17 protein-coding genes are annotated in these 20,692 nt (G+C 62.2%); 15 read left to right on the top strand and 2 right to left on the bottom strand.

Translation table 11 applies throughout. The annotated features are described in order from the left end of the window. Positions 1 to 153: 153 nt before the first annotated feature. Together AC06G8_RS13650 and AC06G8_RS13645 are read left to right on the top strand one after the other, a co-directional pair. Complete coding sequence (locus AC06G8_RS13650; RefSeq protein WP_480285440.1) at positions 154 to 1,065, top strand: selenium metabolism-associated LysR family transcriptional regulator; 912 nt, start codon at positions 154 to 156, stop codon at positions 1,063 to 1,065. Beyond that, positions 1,056 to 1,901, top strand: a complete 846-nt coding sequence (locus tag AC06G8_RS13645) for a PHP domain-containing protein (protein ID WP_480283092.1) — start codon at positions 1,056 to 1,058, stop codon at positions 1,899 to 1,901. Before AC06G8_RS13650 ends, AC06G8_RS13645 begins: the two co-directional genes overlap by 10 nt. 179 nt (positions 1,902 to 2,080) lie before the next feature. On the opposite strand, the gene AC06G8_RS13640 is transcribed toward AC06G8_RS13645, so the two are convergent. Both AC06G8_RS13640 and AC06G8_RS13635 read right to left on the bottom strand, forming a co-directional pair. Continuing rightward, positions 2,081 to 2,752, bottom strand: a complete 672-nt coding sequence (locus AC06G8_RS13640) for a phosphatase PAP2 family protein (protein WP_480283091.1) — start codon at positions 2,750 to 2,752, stop codon at positions 2,081 to 2,083. A gap of 132 nt (positions 2,753 to 2,884) precedes the next feature. Then, a complete protein-coding gene (locus AC06G8_RS13635) occupies positions 2,885 to 4,657 on the bottom strand; it encodes an Rqc2 family fibronectin-binding protein (RefSeq protein WP_480283090.1) in 1,773 nt (590 codons plus the stop codon). Between the two features lie 181 nt (positions 4,658 to 4,838). On the opposite strand from AC06G8_RS13635, the gene AC06G8_RS13630 reads away from it, so the two are divergent. The 13 genes from AC06G8_RS13630 to AC06G8_RS13570 all read left to right on the top strand — a co-directional run bounded on the left by AC06G8_RS13630 (position 4,839) and on the right by AC06G8_RS13570 (position 20,674). Further along, on the top strand, positions 4,839 to 7,631 hold the full coding sequence (locus AC06G8_RS13630; RefSeq protein ID WP_480283089.1) for a calcium-translocating P-type ATPase, SERCA-type: 2,793 nt from the start codon (positions 4,839 to 4,841) through the stop codon (positions 7,629 to 7,631). Between the two features lie 197 nt (positions 7,632 to 7,828). Then, positions 7,829 to 7,975 carry a hypothetical protein gene (locus tag AC06G8_RS13625; RefSeq protein WP_480283088.1) on the top strand — a complete coding sequence of 49 codons (147 nt, stop codon included), beginning with the start codon at positions 7,829 to 7,831 and terminating at the stop codon, positions 7,973 to 7,975. Between the two features lie 103 nt (positions 7,976 to 8,078). Beyond that, a complete protein-coding gene (gene dapF, locus AC06G8_RS13620; RefSeq protein WP_447661293.1) occupies positions 8,079 to 8,909 on the top strand; it encodes a diaminopimelate epimerase in 831 nt (276 codons plus the stop codon). A 407-nt stretch (positions 8,910 to 9,316) separates the two neighbouring features. Next, positions 9,317 to 9,577, top strand: a complete 261-nt coding sequence (gene remA / locus AC06G8_RS13615; protein ID WP_006036475.1) for an extracellular matrix/biofilm regulator RemA — start codon at positions 9,317 to 9,319, stop codon at positions 9,575 to 9,577. A gap of 14 nt (positions 9,578 to 9,591) precedes the next feature. Beyond that, the gene (gene gmk, locus AC06G8_RS13610; protein WP_447661292.1) at positions 9,592 to 10,212 is read left to right on the top strand and encodes a guanylate kinase; all 621 of its coding nucleotides are present in this window, start codon (positions 9,592 to 9,594) and stop codon (positions 10,210 to 10,212) included. A 15-nt stretch (positions 10,213 to 10,227) separates the two neighbouring features. Then, complete coding sequence (gene rpoZ, locus AC06G8_RS13605; protein ID WP_048747187.1) at positions 10,228 to 10,431, top strand: DNA-directed RNA polymerase subunit omega; 204 nt, start codon at positions 10,228 to 10,230, stop codon at positions 10,429 to 10,431. 157 nt (positions 10,432 to 10,588) lie between these two features. Next, entirely contained in the window at positions 10,589 to 11,809 is a 1,221-nt protein-coding gene (gene coaBC, locus AC06G8_RS13600; protein ID WP_480283087.1) for a bifunctional phosphopantothenoylcysteine decarboxylase/phosphopantothenate--cysteine ligase CoaBC, read from the top strand. Continuing rightward, positions 11,806 to 14,439 carry a primosomal protein N' gene (gene priA, locus AC06G8_RS13595; RefSeq protein ID WP_480283086.1) on the top strand — a complete coding sequence of 878 codons (2,634 nt, stop codon included), beginning with the start codon at positions 11,806 to 11,808 and terminating at the stop codon, positions 14,437 to 14,439. The genes coaBC and priA overlap by 4 nt, the downstream gene beginning before the upstream one ends. Before the next feature lie 93 nt (positions 14,440 to 14,532). Beyond that, positions 14,533 to 15,021 carry a peptide deformylase gene (gene def, locus AC06G8_RS13590; RefSeq protein WP_076355101.1) on the top strand — a complete coding sequence of 163 codons (489 nt, stop codon included), beginning with the start codon at positions 14,533 to 14,535 and terminating at the stop codon, positions 15,019 to 15,021. An 8-nt stretch (positions 15,022 to 15,029) separates the two neighbouring features. Beyond that, positions 15,030 to 15,998, top strand: a complete 969-nt coding sequence (gene fmt / locus AC06G8_RS13585; RefSeq protein ID WP_480283085.1) for a methionyl-tRNA formyltransferase — start codon at positions 15,030 to 15,032, stop codon at positions 15,996 to 15,998. A gap of 158 nt (positions 15,999 to 16,156) precedes the next feature. Continuing rightward, the gene (gene rsmB / locus AC06G8_RS13580) at positions 16,157 to 17,749 is read left to right on the top strand and encodes a 16S rRNA (cytosine(967)-C(5))-methyltransferase RsmB (protein WP_480285439.1); all 1,593 of its coding nucleotides are present in this window, start codon (positions 16,157 to 16,159) and stop codon (positions 17,747 to 17,749) included. A gap of 366 nt (positions 17,750 to 18,115) precedes the next feature. Next, on the top strand, positions 18,116 to 19,939 hold the full coding sequence (locus AC06G8_RS13575) for an LTA synthase family protein (protein ID WP_480283084.1): 1,824 nt from the start codon (positions 18,116 to 18,118) through the stop codon (positions 19,937 to 19,939). A 225-nt stretch (positions 19,940 to 20,164) separates the two neighbouring features. After that, positions 20,165 to 20,674, top strand: coding sequence for a hypothetical protein (locus AC06G8_RS13570; protein WP_480283083.1), 510 nt, complete (start codon positions 20,165 to 20,167; stop codon positions 20,672 to 20,674). The last annotated feature ends 18 nt before the right edge of the window (positions 20,675 to 20,692 follow it).

Raw genomic sequence — 20,692 nt, 5'->3', positions numbered from 1 at the left:
GCTCCTTGGCGGCGAGGCCTGTTTTTTTCTATTTATTCCGATAGTTATGTTTTATGCGCCGGTACGTTATAATGGACAGAAAAATGAGCGGGCATGTCCGGCTGGCAACCGAAGCCGGATCAGGCGGATGCCGCCCGAAAGGATGACGACAAGGTGGCCATCAACTTCCATCAGCTGCATATTTTTTATACGGTCGCTGAAAAAGGCAGCTTTTCCGCGGCAGCGCAGGCGCTCCACATGACTCAGCCGGCCGTAACGATGCAGGTCCAGTCTCTCGAGGACCAGCTCGGCGCGAAGCTGCTGCTCCGGTCCACGAAGAGAATCGAGCTGACGGACGCGGGGAGCGTCCTGCTGCCCTATGCCAAGCGCAGCATGGACTTGATCCGGGATGCCGATGCGGCCATGGCGCGGTACGCAAAAGGGCTCAAGGGGCGTCTTCAGCTCGGCTCGAGCCTGACGATCGGCGAGTACATCCTGCCGCGGCTGCTTGGACCGTTCAACAAAGAGCATCCCGATATTTCCATCCGCATGAAGATCATGAACACGACTCAGATTCTCGAGCATATCCTGAACCATCAGCTCGACTTCGGCTTGCTCGAAGCTCCGGTCAGCCACCCGGATGTGCATACCGAGCCGGTGCTGAGCGACGAGCTGCAGCTGATCATAGGTCCCGGCCATCCGCTGTCGGGACGAGGCGAAGTCACCCTTGCAGAAGCGATCACGTACCCGCTCGTCCTGCGCGAGCAAGGATCGGGCACGAGGCAGGTCATGGAGGACCAGCTGGCGATGAAATCCATCGATGCCGAGGACCTGAACATCGTCATGGAGCTCGGCAGCACCGGCGCAGTCAAGTCGGCCGTGGAGGCGGGAGTCGGAATGAGCTTCATCTCCGCTTCCTCGATCAAGCATGAGCTGGCTCTCGGCCTGCTGGAGACGGTGTCCATAACGGACGCCGATTTCACCCGGGAGTTTTATTCGATCTATTTGAAGTCGGCGCTGCTGCCGAAACCGGCCGTATCGTTCCTCAGCTTCCTGAGAGGCAGGGATCTTGCCCAATGGCTGTAATACGCGCGGATCTGCATACGCATACGACGGCGTCGGACGGGATGGATTCACCGGCCGAGCTCGTTGCCAGGGCGGCCGCGCGGGGTCTGGACGCGATAGCCGTGACGGATCATGATACGATGGATGGCATCGGAGACGCGAAGCTTCAAGGAGAGCGTTCCGGCGTCATCGTCATTCCGGGCGTGGAGCTGAGCACCGCTCGGGACGGCAAGGACATCCATGTGCTCGGATACGGCCCGGACCAGAGCAATCCGCTCTGGCTGGAGCGCCTCTCCTCGCAAGGGAAAGTCCGGGAACGGCGCAACGAGCTGCTGATTCAGCGTCTTGGACAACTGGGCATCGCCTTGACGCTGCGCCAAGTGCTGGATGCCGCAGCGCATGGAGACGGCGGTGTTCCGGCGAGCCTGGGACGTCCGCATTTCGCCGCCGCTCTTGTGAAGGCAGGCGTCGTATCCACCGTACGCGAAGCATTCGAGCTTTATCTCGCGGAAGGAGCTCCGGCCTATGTGGCGATTCCGCGCATAACGCCCGAGGAGGGCATACGCTGGATCGCCGAGGCCGGCGGAGCGGCGGTGCTGGCCCATCCCGGCCTGTACCGCGACGACGCTGAAGTGGAAAGGCTTGCCTCAGCCGGAGGACTGGCCGGAATCGAAGCCTTCCACTCCGACCATACGCCGGAGGAGGAGCTCAAGTATTTGCGTCTTGCCGAGAGGCACGGCCTTCTTGCAACCGGCGGCTCCGACTACCACGGCAGCCGCGGCGGCGAGATGCGCCATGGCGACGTGGGGAGCCGGACCGTGGATGCACAGGCGCTCATGGAGCGGATGAAGGGCTGATGTCGAGGCTGTCGGCCGGGTTCTTGAGAGGTGCAGAGGACAGGCTCTCGCATGAAGGGATAAAGAAAGGACGGGTCATTTCCCGAATAAAAAGAAGCCAGCGCTGCAAGTCAGCGCTGGCTTCTTTTTATTCATTCGGCTGGGTATGCCCGTCCTTGAGCCCTCGCGAGCCCATGCTTTCAGCCGCGGCCGACGGAACGGGACTTCTTCGATCTCCATCTCTCCTCGAGATAGCGTTCATACCATCCGATGCTGGCCGTCAGCCAGGATGCGCTGATCAGGTAGCCTCCCAGCACGTCGCTCGGGTAGTGGACGCCCAGATAGATCCGGCTGATTCCGATCATGAGGATCATGACGATTCCCGCCGACACGGCAGCGGCCTTCATCCAAGAGCGCTCAAGATGCTTCCAAAGGAAATAAATCGTAATGCCGTAAAGCGTGAAGGCAGCCATGGAATGGCCGCTCGGAAAGCTGTAGCCGGCCGCATCGATGATCCGGTGGACATCCGGCCTGGCGCGGTGGAAGATAAGCTTGAGCAGAAGGTTCAGCAGGCTTGATCCGACGATCACGCCGACAAAGAAGATCAGTTCCCTGCGATAGCCGACGAGCAGCAAAGCGACGACGATCACAATCATGATCCCTGTGACCCAAGGGCCGGAGCCTGCTGTCGTAAATCCCTTCATGACAGCTGTCAAAGACTGGGAGGCGATTCCCTGGACGGCATCGGACACCCGCTCGTCAAAGACGACGGTATGCTGCCTTCCGATCAGCAAAGCCAATGCTGCAAACAAGCAGAGGAGGAGCAGCGAGCTCACCAGGGGACGAATCAATACAGCTGTCAAAAAGCGCATAGGCATTCTTTCCCCTTTGAAAGATGGCTGGAGCCGGCCCATTATCCAAAACCTCGCATGAGATTCGAAGGCAGGTTCGATTTTGCGGGCTGGACGATTTCAGATCGGCAATAGCGGCAAAAGCCGTGATAATCAAGCTTTGACAACGGATGGAAGCTCCTTCAAGCGGGCTTCATCCGGGGTGATGAAGAGCGTTTTCTGCCGGTCGTAGATGACGAATCCCGGCTTGGAGCCGCTCGGCTTGTGCACATGGCGGATCTGCGTGTAGTCGACCGGAACCATGCTGGAGCTGCGGGCCTGGCTGAAGTGGGCGGCCAGCATCGCGGCCTCCTCGAGCGTAGCGTTCCCGAACTCGGCAGAGCGTATGACGACATGCGAGCCGGGAATATCCTTCGTATGCAGCCAAGTATCGCCTTGAGAGGCGAGCCGGTTGGTCAAATATTCATTCTGCGTATTGTTTTTGCCTACATAGATGGCGATGCCCTCGGATGACGTGTAGCAGAGCAGGGCGGGCCTTGCGGCCTTCTTGCGCTTCGCTCCCCGCTTCCCGCGCGCGCGCAGGTAGCCCTCGGCTACAAGCTCCTCGCGAATTTCCTCGATGTCCTCCAGAGAAGCGGTATCCAGCTGCTGCAGCAGGGAGTCGAGATAGGCGATTTCGGTGCCGGCGAGCGCCATTTGCTCTTTCACCGCCTCGGTGCTGTTGCGGAACTTCGTGTAGCGCCGGAAATACCGCTGGGCATTGTCCGAAGGGGACAGCTGCGGATCCAGCTCGATGGTGACGCTTGCCGCATTCTCGTCATAGTAGTTTTCCAGCTCCACGGAACGGTCGCCTTTGGAGAAGGCATGCATATAAGTCGTCAGCAGCTCTCCGAGAATGCGGTATTTGTCGGCGCCTTTCGCTTCTTCCAGCGTCTCGTTCAGCTTTTCCACTTTCTTGACGTTTTTGGCTTTCTCGTTCTGGAGGAAGCGGATCATGTCCGATACCCGCTGCTTGACGGTGTCGCGGCTCGCTTTTTCCCCATAGAAAGCTTCCAGGCACTGGCTTATGCTCTCGAAGCCGCGGCGCTCTCCTTCCAGATGCGTCAGCTCGATAATGGAGAAATAGCTTTTGCCGGCTGGCGTCTCCACGATGTTGGGAGCGTAGCTGCCGCCGCGCACCGACTCCATGAAGGAGGAAAAGACGGTCCACAGCCGATGCAGCTCCGAGCCATCGCCGGCGTCGATGGAGCTGGCGCGGTATGCCAGCTCTCGCGCCAGCAAGGGACTGAAGCCGCTCAGCGCCGCCACGAGCAGCTTGTCGAGCGGCTTGGCGGACTGCTCCTCAGCGGCTTCGCTGCCAGCCGCCTCGCTCAGAATGCGGGCGAAATCATTTTCCTGCGTCAAATGAAGCGGGTCCGTCTTGTGCTGGTCGGGCGGAGCCGTATAGGCTGTGCCCGGCATGACGATGCGGTAGCTGCTGATCGCCGGCGTCACGTGATGGATGCCGTCGTGGATCGTTCTCGTCGCGGTATCGACCAGAATGATGTTGCTGTGGCGACCCATGAGCTCGATGATGATCGTCTTCAGCGTCAGATCGCCAAGCTCGTCGCGCTGGCGGATGTCCAGCTCGATGACGCGCTCCATGCCGACCTGGCGGACAGCTTCGATCTGGCCGCCTTCGCAGTATTTGCGCAGCAGCATGCAGAACATCGGCGGCTCCATCGGATTCTGGTAGCTGCGTTCCGTGAAGTGGATTCTTGGATAAGTCGGGTTGGCCGAGATCAGCAGCTTGCGTCCCCCGCCTGCTCCGCGGGTCTGAACAACGAGATCGTGCGCGGTCGGTTGATGGATTTTATGAATGCGTCCGCCGACGAGCTGCTGGAGCTCGCTTACGGCGGCGCGGGTTACGATGCCGTCCAATGCCATGAGGGTCGTTCCTTTCGTGCGCGCCTTGTCGTCCTTGCGGCGCAGGTTGTTTTGCCGTCTTATTCTACCATAACCACAAGGACAAGGGATATTTCGGGGATTGTCCTCATATAGTGTCCTAGAGCCTTGCGGGTGCTGCCCGCAGCATTATCGTTCCATCTGCGGGAGGGAGAAGAGTCGAATGGAGAATAGGAATTGGCACCAGCTGGCGGAGGAACAGCTGCTCAGCCAGCTTGGCAGCTCTCCGGACAACGGTCTATCGGCGGAGGAGGCTGCCAAGCGGCTGGCCGAGCATGGCCGCAACGAGCTGTCCGAAGGAAAGAAGCTGTCGCCGGTGAAGCTGTTTTTGAACCAGTTCAAGGATTTCATGGTGCTCGTCCTGATCGGGGCGACGCTGATATCGGGTCTGCTGGGGGAATATCTCGACGCGATTACGATCATCGCCATCATTGTCATCAACTCGATTCTCGGATTCGTGCAGGAGTTCAGAGCGGAGCGGTCGCTGCGCGCCCTCAAGGAGCTGTCCGCTCCGACTGCCCATGTTCTGCGCGGCGGCAAATCGGAGGCGATTCCGGCCAGCGAGCTCGTGCCGGGCGATATCGTGCTGCTGCAGAGCGGCGACCGCGTTCCGGCCGACCTGCGTTTCTTGACAGCCAACAGCTGCCAGGCCGAGGAGTCGGCGCTGACCGGGGAATCCGTACCGGTGAGCAAGCATTGCCTCGCGATCGCCGAGGAAGAGCTGCCGCTCGGGGACATGCGGAATATGGGCTTCATGGGCACGATGCTGACCGGAGGCACCGGCACCGGCATTGTCGTGAGAACAGGCATGAATACGGAGATGGGCAAGATCGCCGATCTGATCCAGCAGACGGACGAGATGGAGACGCCATTGCAGCGCAGGCTGGAGCAGCTGGGCAAAATCCTCATCGTCGTCGCGCTTTTCCTGACGGTCATGGTCGTCGTGGCCGGCATCCTGCACGGACAGCCTGCCTACGGAATGTTCCTCGCGGGCGTCAGCCTGGCGGTGGCGGCCATTCCGGAGGGGCTGCCGGCAATCGTGACGGTGGCGCTCGCTCTGGGTGTCCAGCGCATGATCAAGCGCAAGGCGATCGTGCGCAAGCTGCCGTCGGTCGAAACGCTTGGCTGCGCCTCCGTCATCTGCTCGGATAAGACCGGCACGCTGACGCAGAACAAAATGACGGTCACCCGCATCTGGAGCGGAGGCCGCCAGCTCGAAGTCACCGGAGAAGGCTATGCCCCCGCCGGAGGCTGCTTCGCGGACGGCCAGCAGGTAGAGGCCAAGGACGACGCTTCGCTGCGGCGCATGCTGCAGGTCGCGGCGCTGTGCAACAATGCGGAGCTGATCCATGCCGAAGAAGGGGAAGAGCGCAAAAGCAAAGGCGGCCAGACGGAGCCGAAGGAGGAATGGACGCTCAAGGGCGACCCGACGGAAGGCGCGCTCGTCGTGCTGGCGGCCAAGATGGGGCTCAGCAAAAGCTCGCTCGGCGGCCTGTACAAGCGCGAGCAGGAATTCCCGTTCGACTCGGAGCGCAAGCGCATGTCCGTGGTCGTGTCGCATCAAGGAGGCCGGATCGCCTGTGTCAAAGGCGCGCCGGATATGCTCCTGGAGCGCTGCTCCTATATTCTATGGGAAGGCAAGGTCGTGCCGTTCACCGGCACGCTCCGGCAGAAGGTGCAGCAGGCGCAGGAGGGCATGGCCCAGTCGGCGCTGCGGGTGCTCGGACTCGCTTACCGGGATCTTCGTCCGCATGACAAATGCGAGAGCGCCGAGGACACGGAGTGCCAGCTCATATTCGCCGGCCTTACCGGCATGATCGATCCTCCGCGCCGGGAAGTCCAGGGCGCCATCGCGACATGCCGCCGCGCCGGCATCAAGACGGTCATGATCACGGGCGACCACCAGCTGACCGCCGAAGCGATCGCCGCCCAGCTCGGCATCATGCCGCGCGGCGGGCTGTCGATCAGCGGGCGCGAGCTTGCCGGCTTGTCCGACGACGATCTGGACAAGGTGGTCGACAACATCTACGTTTATGCGCGGGTCTCGCCCGAGCATAAGCTGCGCATCGTCAAGTCGCTCCAGCGCAAAGGTCATGTCGTCGCCATGACGGGAGACGGCGTCAACGACGCTCCGGCCATCAAGGCGGCGGATATCGGCATCGCCATGGGCATCACCGGCACGGATGTGTCCAAGGAAGCTTCCTCGCTCGTGCTTGGAGACGACAACTTCTCGAGCATCGTGGCCGCGATCGAGGAAGGCAGGGGCATTTACGAGAATATCCGCAAGTTCATCCGCTACTTGCTGGCGTCCAATGTCGGGGAGATCCTGACGATGTTCCTGGCGATGATGGCCGGACTGCCGCTGCCGCTGCTTCCGATCCAGATTCTGTGGGTCAACCTTGTGACCGACGGGCTGCCGGCGATGGCGCTCGGCGTCGATCAGGCCGAGAGCGACCTGATGACGCAGAAGCCGAGGTCCGCCAAGGAGAATATTTTTGCCCGCCGGCTCGGATGGAAGATTGTCAGCCGCGGCGTGCTGATCGGCGTCTGCACGCTTGGCGCGTTCTGGATCACCTTGAAGACGGCTCCGCAAAACGCGGACGGACTGGTGCTCGCCCAGACCGTCGCCTTCGTGACGCTCGTCATGGCGCAGCTGATCCATGTGTTCGACTGCCGCAGCTCCCGGTCGATCTTCCACCGCAACATGCTGCAGAACAAGTATCTTGTCCTGTCGGTCCTTTCTTCGCTGGGCCTCATGCTGGCGGTCGTGTATGTTCCCGCCCTGCAGCCGATCTTCAAGACGGTTCCGATCGGCTTCCGCGAATGGTGCCTCGTCTTCGTGGCCGGCAGCATCCCGACGTTCCTGATGGGAGTCGGCAGCGTGCTGGGATCGTCCAAGCGGCGCAAGCCGAAAGCCCGCATCTCTTATTCGGGCGGTCAGACAAACGTCCGCTGAGCGGATTCCGGAGCGCGGCGACAGTCGCTGCATTCAAAGCAAGCCCCCCGGCTGGACGCCGGGGGGCTTGCCGCGTTTGTCCCGGGAAGTTCGAGGAGTCTATAGTAGAAGAAGCAGGGAAGCATCCAAGGAGGCCATGCCAGGATGAGAATAAGAACAGAATTGCCCGTCCGGCCGGAATAGAAGCCCCTTTTCCCGTGCCCGATGAGGCCTTCATGGCCGTCGAGCTGCTGGCGGGAGCGCTGGAAGGGATTGCCGGAATCGTCCGGTATCCGGCTGCTTTCGGCTCGGTCATCGGATGGACGCGGGGAAAAAGTACAAATCTTAGACGCAATCGGGAATAGCCTTGCCCGGCTTGATGCGCTATCCTAATTACGACGGCCGCCCGCAGCGGCGGCGACCAGCAGGCCATCAATGCTTCGGCATATCAAAAGGAGAGCATCTATCGTGGAATTCACCAAAATGCACGGCCTAGGCAATGATTTTATCGTCGTATTCGGAGAGAAAGACCTTCCGGCCGGGGTGGACGAGCTTGCGGTCTCCCTGTGCAACCGCTTCTTCGGCATCGGAGCCGACGGGCTCGTCTATATCCTGCCTTCCGAAAGGGCGGACTTCCGCATGCGCATCATCAATTCCGACGGGTCCGAGGCGGAGCAATGCGGCAACGCGATCCGCTGCGTAGCCAAGTATGTCTTCGACAACGGCCATACGGACAAGGAACGGCTGACGATCGAGACGCTCGGAGCCGGCGTGCAGCAGGTCGAGATCACCGTACAAGACGGCAAGGCGGCGTACATCCGCGTCGACATGGGGGAGCCGATCCTGCAGGGGCTGCAGGTTCCGACGACGGTCGATGCCGACCGGGTCATCGGGCACCCGGTCGAAGTGGACGGACGGGAGTTCCGGTTCACGGCCGTATCGATGGGCAACCCCCATGCGGTCATCTATGTCGACGACGCGGCCGGATTCGACCTTGCCGCTTGGGGTCCCAAGCTGGAGACGCATCCGCTGTTCCCGCGCAAGACGAACGTCGAGTTCGTGACCGTCAATACCCGCAGCCAGGCCGACATGCGCGTATGGGAGCGCGGCGCGGGTCCGACGCTGGCATGCGGCACGGGAGCCTGCGCGACCGTCGTCTCTTCCGTGCTGAACGGGCTGACCGACCGCAAGGCGACGGTTTCCCTCAAGGGCGGGGATCTGCTGATCGAATGGAACGAAGAAGATAATCATGTGTACATGACCGGACCGGCGGCGGAATCATTCCGCGGAACCGTGTAGGGAGCTGTCCGAGCATATGGAGGAGATCCGCCCGCGAGGGCGGATCTTTGCTTTGTCCGGACAAAGGCAATCATGCGGCGGAGTTCATGCGCCAGCCATCCTGCAAAGAGCAGGGGATGGCGTTCAAGGGGCAAATGATGCCTCGATTTCTATTTTTCTCGCGAAATCGCTTTGTACCTTGTTCGTTTGGCGAATATCGATTAGAATAGGTACACGACTGTCTGCCTGGGCTTATGCCCGGGGTGCGGAACGGGATGACGCTTGGGACGGCCGCCGGAGCGGCGGACGGAACGTTTGCGCCGTGTTTTTTGTGTCAACACTAGTTGCAATGGTTCTGCCCATTGCCAGATGGAGGGCCTTCTAGAAGACCGCTATCTGTTCCAATCTGTCCGGAGGGAGAACCTGACATGGCTATCAAGCTCATCAATATCGGCTTCGGCAACATCGTATCGGCTAACCGGATCATCTCGATCGTAAGTCCGGAATCGGCGCCGATCAAGAGAATCATTCAGGAAGCGCGGGATCGCCACATGCTTATCGACGCCACGTACGGCAGGCGCACGCGGGCGGTTATCATTACGGACAGCGACCATGTCATTTTGTCGGCCGTGCAGCCGGAGACGGTTGCGCACCGGTTGTCCGCGAAGGATGACGATCACGACGAATAATAGCGGGGAGTATTATGAATAAGGGATTATTAATCGTATTGTCCGGACCTTCCGGCGTCGGCAAGGGCACGGTATGCTCCGTGCTCCGCCACAAGATGCCGGAGCTGGTCTACTCGGTGTCGGCGACGACCCGCAGCCCGAGACAGGGAGAGACGGACGGCATCAATTACTTCTTCAAGTCGCGGGAGCAGTTCCAGGACATGATGGCTCGCGGAGCCATGCTGGAGTATGCGGAGTACGTAGGCAATTATTACGGCACTCCCCGCGATTTCGTGGAGAGCACCATCAACAGCGGCAAGGATATCATTCTCGAGATCGAAGTCCAGGGAGCGCTCAAGGTCAAGGAAACGTTTCCCGAGGGCGTCTTTATTTTTCTGATGCCTCCTTCGCTCGACGTCCTGAAGCAGCGCATCACCGGACGCGGCACGGAAACCCAGGAGATCATCGATTCCCGGATGTCCGTCGCCGCCGAGGAGATCAACCTCATCCGCTATTACGACTACGCCGTCGTCAACGACGAGATCGACGCGGCCTGCCACCGGATCCAGAGCATCGTCACCGCCGAGCATTGCCGCAAGGAACGTTATCTGGCGGGGCTCGCGCACGATATGCAGACCGCATCCGAAAAAGCCTGAACGGAGTGATTAGCCATGTTGTATCCATCCATTGACGAGATGATGAAGAAAGTCGACAGCAAGTACTCCCTGGTCGTCGCGGCATCGCGCCGCGCGCGTGCCCTGAGGGACGGAGAGAAGACCGAGCTGCGTGGACAGAAATCCCATAAGCAGGTAGGCGTCGCCCTCGAGGAGATCTACCACGATCTCGTGCAAGTGGAGCAGCGCAACGAAGACTAGGACATGCCGGCCGCAGCCTGCTGCGGAAGCGGATGATAGATAGCAGCATAGCGGTACGCTTAACAACCCTCTGCGGTTGTTATTTTTTTAGCGGAAGCAAACCCGGCGGAGTGGCTGGTGCCGGCGGGTATTTGCCGATGAGGGAGGAGAACACCCCATGCTTCAGGGAAAAAGAATCGTTCTTGGCATAACGGGAGGCATCGCGGCCTACAAGGGCACCGCTCTATGCAGCAAGCTGGTCCAGGCGGGCGCCGAGGTGCATGTCATCATGACGGAATCGGCGGCCAAATTCATTACGCCGCTGACGCTGCAGACGCTGTCCCGCCACCCTGTATATCTGGACACCTTCGACGAGCGCGATCCCTCCGTCGTGTCCCATATCGAGCTGGCGGACAAGGCCGACCTGATCCTGCTCGCGCCGGCTACGGCCAACACGCTCGCGAAGCTGGCGGCGGGTCTGGCCGACGACATGCTTGGCGCGACGCTGCTTGCCGCGACGTCTCCGGTCATCGCGGCTCCGGCGATGAATGTCCACATGTACGAGCATCCGGCGACGGTCGCGAATATGGAGCTGCTCGGCAGCCGGGGAGTCCGCTTCATCGATCCCGGAACCGGACAGCTCGCTTGCGGTTACGTGGCCAAGGGCCGCTTGGCCGAGCCGGAGGAGATCGTGCTGGCGGTCGAGCGGTTTTTCGCTTCGGGCAAGCTGCTGGAAGGAAAGAAGGTTGTCGTGACGGCGGGAGGCACGGTCGAGCGCTTCGATCCCGTCCGTTATCTGACGAATGATTCGTCGGGCAAAATGGGCTTTGCCATCGCGGAAGCCGCCCGCGATATGGGCGCGCACGTAACGCTGATCGCCGGCCGCGTGTCGCAGCCGCTTCCCGGAGGCATGAAGATCCTGCGCGTAGAGTCCGCGCAGGAGATGCTGGAGGCGGCGGGCAGCGTGTTCGACGACGCCGACATCGTGGTCAAGGCAGCGGCGGTCGCCGACTACCGGCCCGTCGTACGGCATGCCTCCAAGCTGAAGAAGACGGGCGGCACGCTTGTCCTTGAGCTGGAGAAGACGGCCGACATTCTGACCGCTCTGGGCGAGCGCAAGAAAGGCCAGTTCCTGGTCGGCTTTGCCGCCGAGACGGAGCGTCTGGACGAGTATGCGATGGACAAGCTCCGCCGCAAAAACTGCGATCTCATCGTAGGCAACGACGTCTCGATGGAAGGGGCCGGCTTCAACGGCGACACCAATGCGGTCCGGATCTTCGACAAGGACGGCTTGGTTGAATCGCTGCCCGTGATGAGCAAGCGCGATGCCGGCGAGCGGCTGCTGCGCCTTGTCGCGGAGCGGATCGGCTCGAAGGAGCCGAAGGGAACGGAATCATGATCGCCGGCGTCATCGTCGATGTGCCGAGCCGTCAGACAGACCGGCCCTTCAGCTATGAGGTGCCGGCCGCCATGGAAGAGTGGATCGAGCCGGGCAGCCGTGTCGGCGTTCCTTTCGGCGGACGGACCGTGCAAGGATTCGTCGTCAGCCTGTCCGCCGAGACCCCGGCCGACAGCGCCGGGAAGCTCAAGCCGATCGCCGAGCTGCTGGATCCGCTGCCGCCGCTCCTGCCCGATCTGGTCGAGCTCGCCCAGTGGATGAGCGGCAAGTACTGCTGCACCTGGACGGCAGCGCTGCAGGCGATGATTCCTGCCGCGATCAAAGGCAAGGCCGAACGGTATATCCGCCTGGCGGAAGACGGAGCCGGGAAGTCCGAGCTCCTGGACGCCCAGTCGTTCGGGAAGGCGGGATCGGCTGCCGGATGGCAGGAGGATCATTCCTTAGCCGCGGGCGCGGCCGGCTGGGGCGAGGGCGATGGCAAGGGCATGAGCCCGGCAGCGGTCGCCCAGCAGCAGCTGCCTCTGGAGCAGCTGCCTCCAGGTCTGGTCCAAGAGCTGCAGCGCTCCGTCGACATGCGTCTGGATCTCGTCGCGCAGCGTTACCCGGAAGCCGGCGCGGCGATCAAGCGGGCGCTTGCTTCGGGATTGCTGGCCGAAGAGACATCGATTCGGGACCGGCTCGCCGTCCGCAAGCAGCTGACGGTGTATCCGCCCGAGGATCGCGCCGCCGCGGAGGCGGCGCTGTCCGCGATGTCGAAGCAGGCTGCCCGGCAGCGCGAGCTGCTGGAATATATTCTTGGTCTCAGCGAGCCGGTCACGCTGCAGGCGATGCTGTCGGAGACGGGCGCCAGCGCCTCCTCCGCCAAGGCGCTCGAGGCCAAGGGCCTGATCGCGATCCGCGAGGCGGAGCAGCAGCGGGATCCTTATGCCGGCCGCGAGTTCCGGCGCAGCGAGCCGCTGCCGCTGACGGATGCGCAGCGGGCAGTGTACGTGCGGCTGAAGGCGGCGGTGGAATCTTCCGAGCCGGCGACGTTCCTGCTGCATGGAGTGACGGGAAGCGGCAAGACCGAGATTTACATGCAGTCCATCCAGCGGGCTCTCGAGCTCGGCATGGAGGCGATCGTCCTCGTGCCCGAGATTTCCTTGACGCCTCAGATGGTCGAGCGGTTCAAGGGACGCTTCGGAGACGAGGTCGCCGTCCTGCACAGCCGCCTCTCGAACGGAGAGCGCTACGACGAGTGGCGGCGGATCCGCCGCGGCGGCGCCAAGGTGGCGATCGGCGCGCGCTCCGCCGTGTTCGCCCCGTTCGGCAATCTCGGCCTGATCATCATCGACGAGGAGCATGAATCCAGCTACAAGCAGGAAGAAACGCCGAAGTATCATGCCCGCGAAGTCGCCGTGCGCCGCGCGCGGCAGCAAGGCGCCGTCGTCGTGCTCGGCTCGGCGACGCCGTCGCTCGAGAGTTACGCGGCAGCCGTCCGAGGAGGCGCGGGGGGCAACGGGGCTTTGCTGGAGCTGAACGAACGGGTAGGGGCGCGGCCGCTTCCGCCCGTCAAGATTGTCGATATGCGGGATGAGCTGAAAAGCGGGAACCGCTCCATGTTCAGCCGCGATCTTCATGAAGGGCTGCAAGCCCGGCTCGAACGGGGAGAGCAATCCGTCCTTCTGCTCAACCGGCGGGGCTATTCAACCTTCGTCATCTGCCGCTCCTGCGGGTACACGGCCGTGTGCCCGCACTGCGACATCTCGCTCACCTACCACCAGAAGACGCGCGCGATGCGCTGCCATTACTGCGGCCACGCGGAGCTTGCGCCCCGCACATGCCCGTCCTGCTCCAGCGAGCAGATCCGCTATTTCGGAGCGGGCACGCAGAAGGTGGAGGAGGAGCTGGCGAAGCTGTTCCCCGGCATCCGGGTCATCCGGATGGATGTCGACACGACGACGGAGAAGAACGCCCATGAGAAATGGCTGACGCTCTTCGGCGAACGCAAGGCGGATGTGCTGCTCGGCACCCAGATGGTCGCCAAAGGGCTTGATTTCCCTTACGTGACCCTTGTCGGCGTCATCGCGGCGGATACGTCGCTCAACCTGCCCGATTTTCGGGCGGGCGAGCGGACGTTCCAGCTGCTGACGCAGGTCGCGGGCCGCGCCGGACGCCATCATCTGCCGGGGGAGGTCGTCATCCAGACGTACAACCCCGGCCATTACGCCGTCACTACCGCTCAGCACCATGATTACGGGGGCTTCGTGGAGGAGGAGATGAAGCATCGCCGCATGATGGGCTACCCGCCTTTCTGCAGGCTGATCCTCGTCACGATGTCCCATGAGCAGCTCGCCACCCTCTCTTCGGTAAGCGACCGCTTCGCAAGCAAGCTGCGGGCTCTTGCCGCCGAGAGAGGCGTGCTGGCGCCGCTGCAGAGCGGCGGGGAGCGGGCGTTCGACCTGCTCGGCCCTGTCGCGTCCCCGATATCGCGGATGAAGGACAAATACCGGTTCCAGTGCATGATCAAATACAGGGGAGCTGTCGACGCTTCCATGCTCGTCAAGGAAGCGATAACCCGCACCGAAGCGGAGGCGGCGCGTTCCGGCGTGCTGTTCAGCGTCGATGTGGATCCCCAAATGATTTTATAGAAATAGGCCTTATCGCCTGTTGTCCCGACATATCCTTCTACATCCGGCCCAGGCGTCTACTACTACGAAGCAATCAAGGAAGGTGCATCCATCATGGCCATTCGGCTTATCGTTCAAAATCCCGACTCCGTCCTGCGCGAAGTCGCCAAGGAAGTCACGAAGTTCAACTCCAATCTCCATAAGCTGCTGAAGGATATGGCGGAAACGATGTACGACGCGGAAGGCGTCGGTTTGGCCGCGCCGCAGGTCGGCATTTCCAAGCGTGTCATCGTCGTCGACGTCGGCGACGAGAACGGCCTGATCGAGATGGTCAATCCGGAAATTCTGGAGCGCTCGGGTGAGCAGTTCGGACCGGAAGGCTGCCTCAGCATCGCCAATCTCAATGGGGATGTGCGCCGAGCCGAAAAGGTGAAGGTGCGCGGCCAGAACCGCGACGGCGAATTCTTCGAGGTGGAGGCGGAAGGCTTCCTGGCGCGCGCATTCCAGCATGAGGTCGACCATCTGAACGGCATTCTGTTCATCGACCTGGCGGAAGAGCTGTACGACGGGTCCGCCCGCGACCGCCGCGAAGACGGGGAGTGAGGAAGCCGATGCGCATTGTTTTCATGGGTACGCCCGACTTCGCGGTTCCGTCGCTGCTCTGGCTGCTAGGGCCTGAAGCCCGCAGCCTCGGCTGCGAGGTGGTCGGCGTCGTGACTCAGCCGGACCGTCCGAAGGGCCGCAAGCGGGAGCTTACCCCTCCCCCGGTCAAAGCCGCCGCTTTGGAGCACGGCTTGCCCGTGCTTCAACCGGAGCGGATGCGCCGGCCGGAAGCGGTGGAGGAGCTGAAGCTGCTTGCTCCCGAGCTGATCGTGACAGCGGCCTTCGGGCAGATTCTGCCGGTTGCGGTGCTGGAAATGCCCCGGTTCGGCTGCATCAACGTCCATGGCTCGCTGCTGCCGAAGTATCGGGGCGGCGCTCCGATCCAGCGCTCCATCATGAACGGCGAGACGGAGACCGGAGTGACGATCATGCATATGGCGGAAGGCCTCGACACCGGCGACATGATCAGTCGCGTCGTCGTGCCGATCACGGACGGTGACGATTCCGGGACGATGTTCGCCAAGCTCAGCGACGCCGGAGCCCGGCTGCTGGCCGACACCTTGCCGCAGCTGCTGGCCGGCGAGGCTCCCCGCGTTCCGCAGGATGACAGCGAGGCGACGTACGCGCCCAATCTCAGCCGCGACGACGAGCGTCTGGACTGGAGCCGCGGGGCCCGCGAGCTGTTCAACCAGGTGCGCGGCCTCTCGCCGATGGCGGGCGGCTTCACGCTGCTGGGCGATGAGCCTTTCAAGGTTCGCGCCTGCCGCGTCGTGCTTGAGGACGGCAGCGGAGCGCCCGGCGAAGTGATCGATGCCGGCGAAGAAGGCATCGTCGTGCAATGCGGCAGCGGCCGGCTGCTGCTGACGGAGATTCAGCCCGCAGGCAAGCGCGCGATGGCCGCGGCCGAGTGGCTGAAAGGCGCGAGGCTGCAGCGCGGCGCCTTCTTCGGCATCGAAGCCGGCGGAGAAGCCCTGTGAGCGGCCGCACGCCCAGGCCGGGCGGACAAGCCGGCAGCTCCCGCAGCCCCGGCGCCGCAGGCCGGAGCAGCGCCGCAGGCCGGAGCAGCGCCGCAGGCCGAAGCAGTGCCGCAGGCAGCGCTGGCACCGCAGGCCGCAGCGGCGCCAAAGCCGGCGGCATGGCCAAGGCCGGCGGCCAGGCTTCGCTGAAGCCGGCGAAGTCGCAGGCCGCAGCAGGCCAGCGCAGCCGTCAAGGCTCGGCGCCGGTCCGGAACGCATCCGGACAAGCCGGCACGGGTGCAAAGCCTGCCGCAGGCAAAGGCAAAGAGCGTCAGCCTGCAGGGCAAGGACAGCAAAACCGCGGCAGCGCAGCCTCCAGGCAGCCGCGCAGCGCGCGCGAGCTCGCGCTCGACGCTCTCATCCGCGTCGAGCGGGATGGAGCCTACAGCAATCTGCAGCTCAACCGCGCGCTGCTGGATTCCGGCCTGTCCCGCGCCGATGCCGGCCTTGCGACCGAGCTTGTGTACGGCACGCTGCAGCGCAGGCTCACGCTCGACTACTGGCTGGCGGGCTTCATTCCCAAGGGGCTGCACAAGCTGGAGCCGTGGGTGCTGTCCCTGCTGCGGATGAGCCTGTACCAGCTCGTCTACCTGGACCGGGTTCCCGCTCATGCGGCTGTGAACGAGGCCGTCAACATCGGCCGCCGCCGGGGCCACTCCGGCATCTCCGGGATGGTGAACGGCGTGCTTCGCAGCGCCGTGCGGCAGCTGCCTCAGCTGAAGGCCGAAACCTTCGCTGCCGAAGCGGACGCGCCGCGCCGCTTGTCGCTGCGGCATTCGTATCCGCAGTGGCTGGCTGAGCGCTGGATCTCCGCTCTCGGCGAGGAGGCTGCGGAAGCGGTCATGGCCTCAGGCAACGAGGCGCCGCACGGCAGCCTGCGCCTCAATCCGCTGCGGACGACGCCGTCCGAGGCGCTGCGCCTTCTCGAGGAAGCGGGACTCGCCGCCCGGCCGGCATCGGCTTTGCCGGATTCCGGAATTGTCGTGGATCGCGGCGGCAATCTGGCCATGACCGACGGCTACGCCAAAGGATTATGGAGCATACAGGACGAGAGCTCGATGCTTGTCGCCGCTGCGGCGGATCCCCGGCCCGGCAGCCGCGTCCTGGACTGCTGCGCCGCGCCAGGCGGCAAGTCGACGCATCTGGCGGAGCTGATGGGCGACCGCGGCGAGGTCGTCTCGAACGACCTGCATGCCCATAAGCTGGCGCTGATCGAAGACAACGCCAAGCGGCTCGGCCTCCGGGCCGTGCATCCCGTTACCGGGGATGCCGCGGAGCTCGGCCGGCTGTATCCGGCGGAGTCGTTCGATCTGGTCCTGCTGGACGCGCCTTGTTCCGGTCTCGGCGTCATCCGCCGCAAGCCGGAAATCAAGTGGACGAAGTCCGAGGGCGACATCAAGGATATCGCCGCGCTCCAGACCCGCCTGCTGGAAGCGGCGGCCGGCCTGGTCCAGCCAGGAGGAGTGCTGCTGTACAGCACCTGTACGATCGAGCATTCGGAGAACGCCGGACAGGTCGCCGCATTCCTGGGGCGCCATCCCGAATATGCGCTGGATCCCGGCGGCTGGCCGGAGAAGGTGCTGGAGCCGCTGCGGGCGGCCGGCGTTGCCGGGGCGGAGGAAGCTGTCTTCGACGGCTCCCTGCAGCTGCTGCCCCAGCACTTCGGCAGCGACGGCTTCTATATCGCCAGGCTGACTAAAAAGGCCGATTAACTCGAAGAACCCGAAGAACCCGCATCCCATCGCTGGGATGCGGGTTTTTTGCGTTGAAGATCGATAGTCATGGATTGCCTAGCGCTAACAAGTGCATCTGCACAGACAGACAGCTCTGTTTCTTTTGAAGTAGAGCCGGCAAGAGGTGCCTTGCGATGGCTGGCCCCTTGCCGAAGAGTGGCAGTCATTTGAAGCCTGGCTGCCGCAATAGAGCCGGGATTCCATCGTCCCGAATCTCGGACCCTCCGATAAGCCTTTCGGCATTCCTTTCCCGAAATCCATGGTGCTGAGGTTGGCATCTCTTTTCTAGTATATTAAAATAAAGTAAAGGAACATGGGAGAATACCGGACAGGGAGTAGATGGACTTGCGAAGTTGGATCAAGCCTACGCGAAAGATCGTTTTGACCATGACGGCGCTTTATCTCGTCGCCATGCTGCTGAACGCGGGAATGCAGGCGGCTTCGATGGGGATGGATTACAGTGCGGTGAGACAGTGGATTGCCGGCCAGTACCCGCTGTTTTTCATGGGGAGCTTCATTTTCTTTTTCCTCCTCCTGGCTGCGGCTTCCATCGTCCGCAATGTGTACGGAGGCACGGCGCTCGTGACTGCGGTCACCGCCCTTACGGGCACAGCCGTCTATCAAAAAATGAAAGCGACAGGAGAGCCGCTCTTCCCCTGGGATCTGCTGCAGCTGAAAAACGCCGGCGAAATGGCCGCCATGACCAGGGGAATGTTCTCGCCGCTTGTCATCGTGCTCACGCTCGCCGTCGTGGGCAGCTTCGGCTTGCTCGTGTTCAAGCTTCCGAAGCTGCGTTTTCCGCTCGTGCTGCGCGTCGTATTCGCCGTGTGCTCCATCACGGGGATTTTCTTCTTCGTCCATATCATGGAGAGCAAGGACAGCTCGCTTCTGAGCAAGATCAGCTACGAAGATATTTTCTGGGACCAGAAGCAGAACTACCAGTACAACGGATTTGTCATCGCATTCGCTTCCAACCTGACGGGGAGCATGATGGCCGAGCCCGACGGCTACAGCAAGGAGGCTGTCGAGGCGATCGCCGCCAAATACGCGTCCATTCCCGATGCGGAGCCGGCTGCCACGCCGGCCGAGGCGCCCAACATCGTGTTCGTGATGAACGAGGCATTCTTCGATCTGACCCGGGTGACGGATTACAAGCTGAGCGAGGACCCGCTTCCGTTCCTGCATGAAGCGAGCAAGGGGAAGCCGTCCGGCTACGTGCTTTCGCCCGAATTCGGAGGCAGCACGGCGAATGTCGAATTCGAGGCGCTGACCGGCCTCACCAACTATTTTCTGAACGACGGCTCCGTGCCGTTCCAGCAAAATCTGACCAAGCAGACGGACCTGCCCTCGATTGTCAGCATTTTGAAGCAGCGCGGATATGCGGCGCTGGCGCTCCATCCTTTCGATAAAACCTTCTACAGCCGAAACACCGTCTACCCGATGCTCGGCTTCGAGAAATTCACCAGCTCCAAGGAAATGCCGAACCGGGAGTACCTGTCCTCCCGCAGCTATGTCTCCGACATGGCCGCGATGAAGGAAGCGGTGCGCGAGCTGAAGGAGCAAGAGAAGACTGGCAAGCCGGCGTTCCTTCATCTGGTCACGATGCAGAACCACTTCCCGTATACGAACAAGACCATCCACGGCATGAACACGGTCCGCGCGGCTGGCGTCACTCCTGAATATAGTGATCAGGTGGAGACGTACGCCGAAGGAATCAAGCATACCGACGGCGCCCTTTCGTATTTGTCCTCGGCCATCCAGCAGCTCGGCAGGCCTACGGTCGTCATCCTTTGGGGGGATCATCTGCCCGGCCTTCCGGCCAAAGTGTATGACGATGCAGGCTGGACGGACGAAAGGCTCCGCCACGAAACGCCGCTGCTCGTGCTTTCCAATTACGAGGTGGGCAGCAAGCCGCTCGGCACGTTGAGCCCGTCTTTCATCGGACCCGAGATCTTCTCCTACGCAGGTCAGAAGCTGCCAGCCTACTACAAGCTGCTTCATGAGGTCAAGACGGCCATGCCGGGATTGAACAAGAAAGTGCTGCTCGGTCCGGACGGGAAGGTCGAGAAGCCCACGGCGGAGCAGCAGGCTCTGCTCGACGACTACAAGATGATCCAGTACGACCTGCTGGAGGGCAAAGGGTATGCCAAGGAAATCATGTTCAGCTAATTTCGAGGCCGGCTTTTCGAAGCCGGAAGCCTCCAAGCCGGCGCTCCATGCGCCGGCTTCCTATTTGTCAGGGAGCGGAATCCATCCTTCCGCCACGTATTTTTTCCAACCGGGAGGAGCCGGCGCCGCTTTCCGTCTTCGCAGCAGGAACAAAAGGAAACAATTGCCGTCCCATGCTCGTCTGTCCATGTGCGGGGAAAGGATGACGATGGGGGCGACTGAAGGATGAACAGGCGGAGAAAACGGCTGCGGCAGGCGGCGTCGATTGCGGCGGCCGTATTGGTCCTGGCGCTGCTGGCGGATATGAACGGCTACTATGCGCATCGGGTTGCCGGAAGCGGCGCAGAAGCCTTCCGGACGCGGCTGCTGGAGACGGTCGGACAAGGAAAGCAGGTCAAGCTGTCGGAACTGACGGAGTTCGACTGGGATCGGATGGCCGTCATTCCTCCTTATTTGAACTGGGAACAGATGGAGGCGATCGCCGGGGCTGAATGGACGGACGCCAGGACTTATCCGGGCTACGTGCTCCTGCGGATGCTTCCCGATACGTGCACGATGTGCGACGAAGGGATGCATAGGCTCGTATTCGCCAAAGGAAGCCGTGTGACGGCGGACGTAGCCTTATCCCGGATGGATCTTGACTTCACCGGCTTGAGCGGTTTCGCCCGCACGGAGGAGCCGATCGTCGGGACCGAGTATGCGGGAAGTCCGCTAGTCGTTGCAATCGATCCTTGACAGCCGCGCGCCGGCAGG

It is taken from the genome of Paenibacillus sp. SJS-P3, from assembly GCF_056711585.1.
This window is presented reverse-complemented; position numbering and strand designations above follow the sequence as displayed.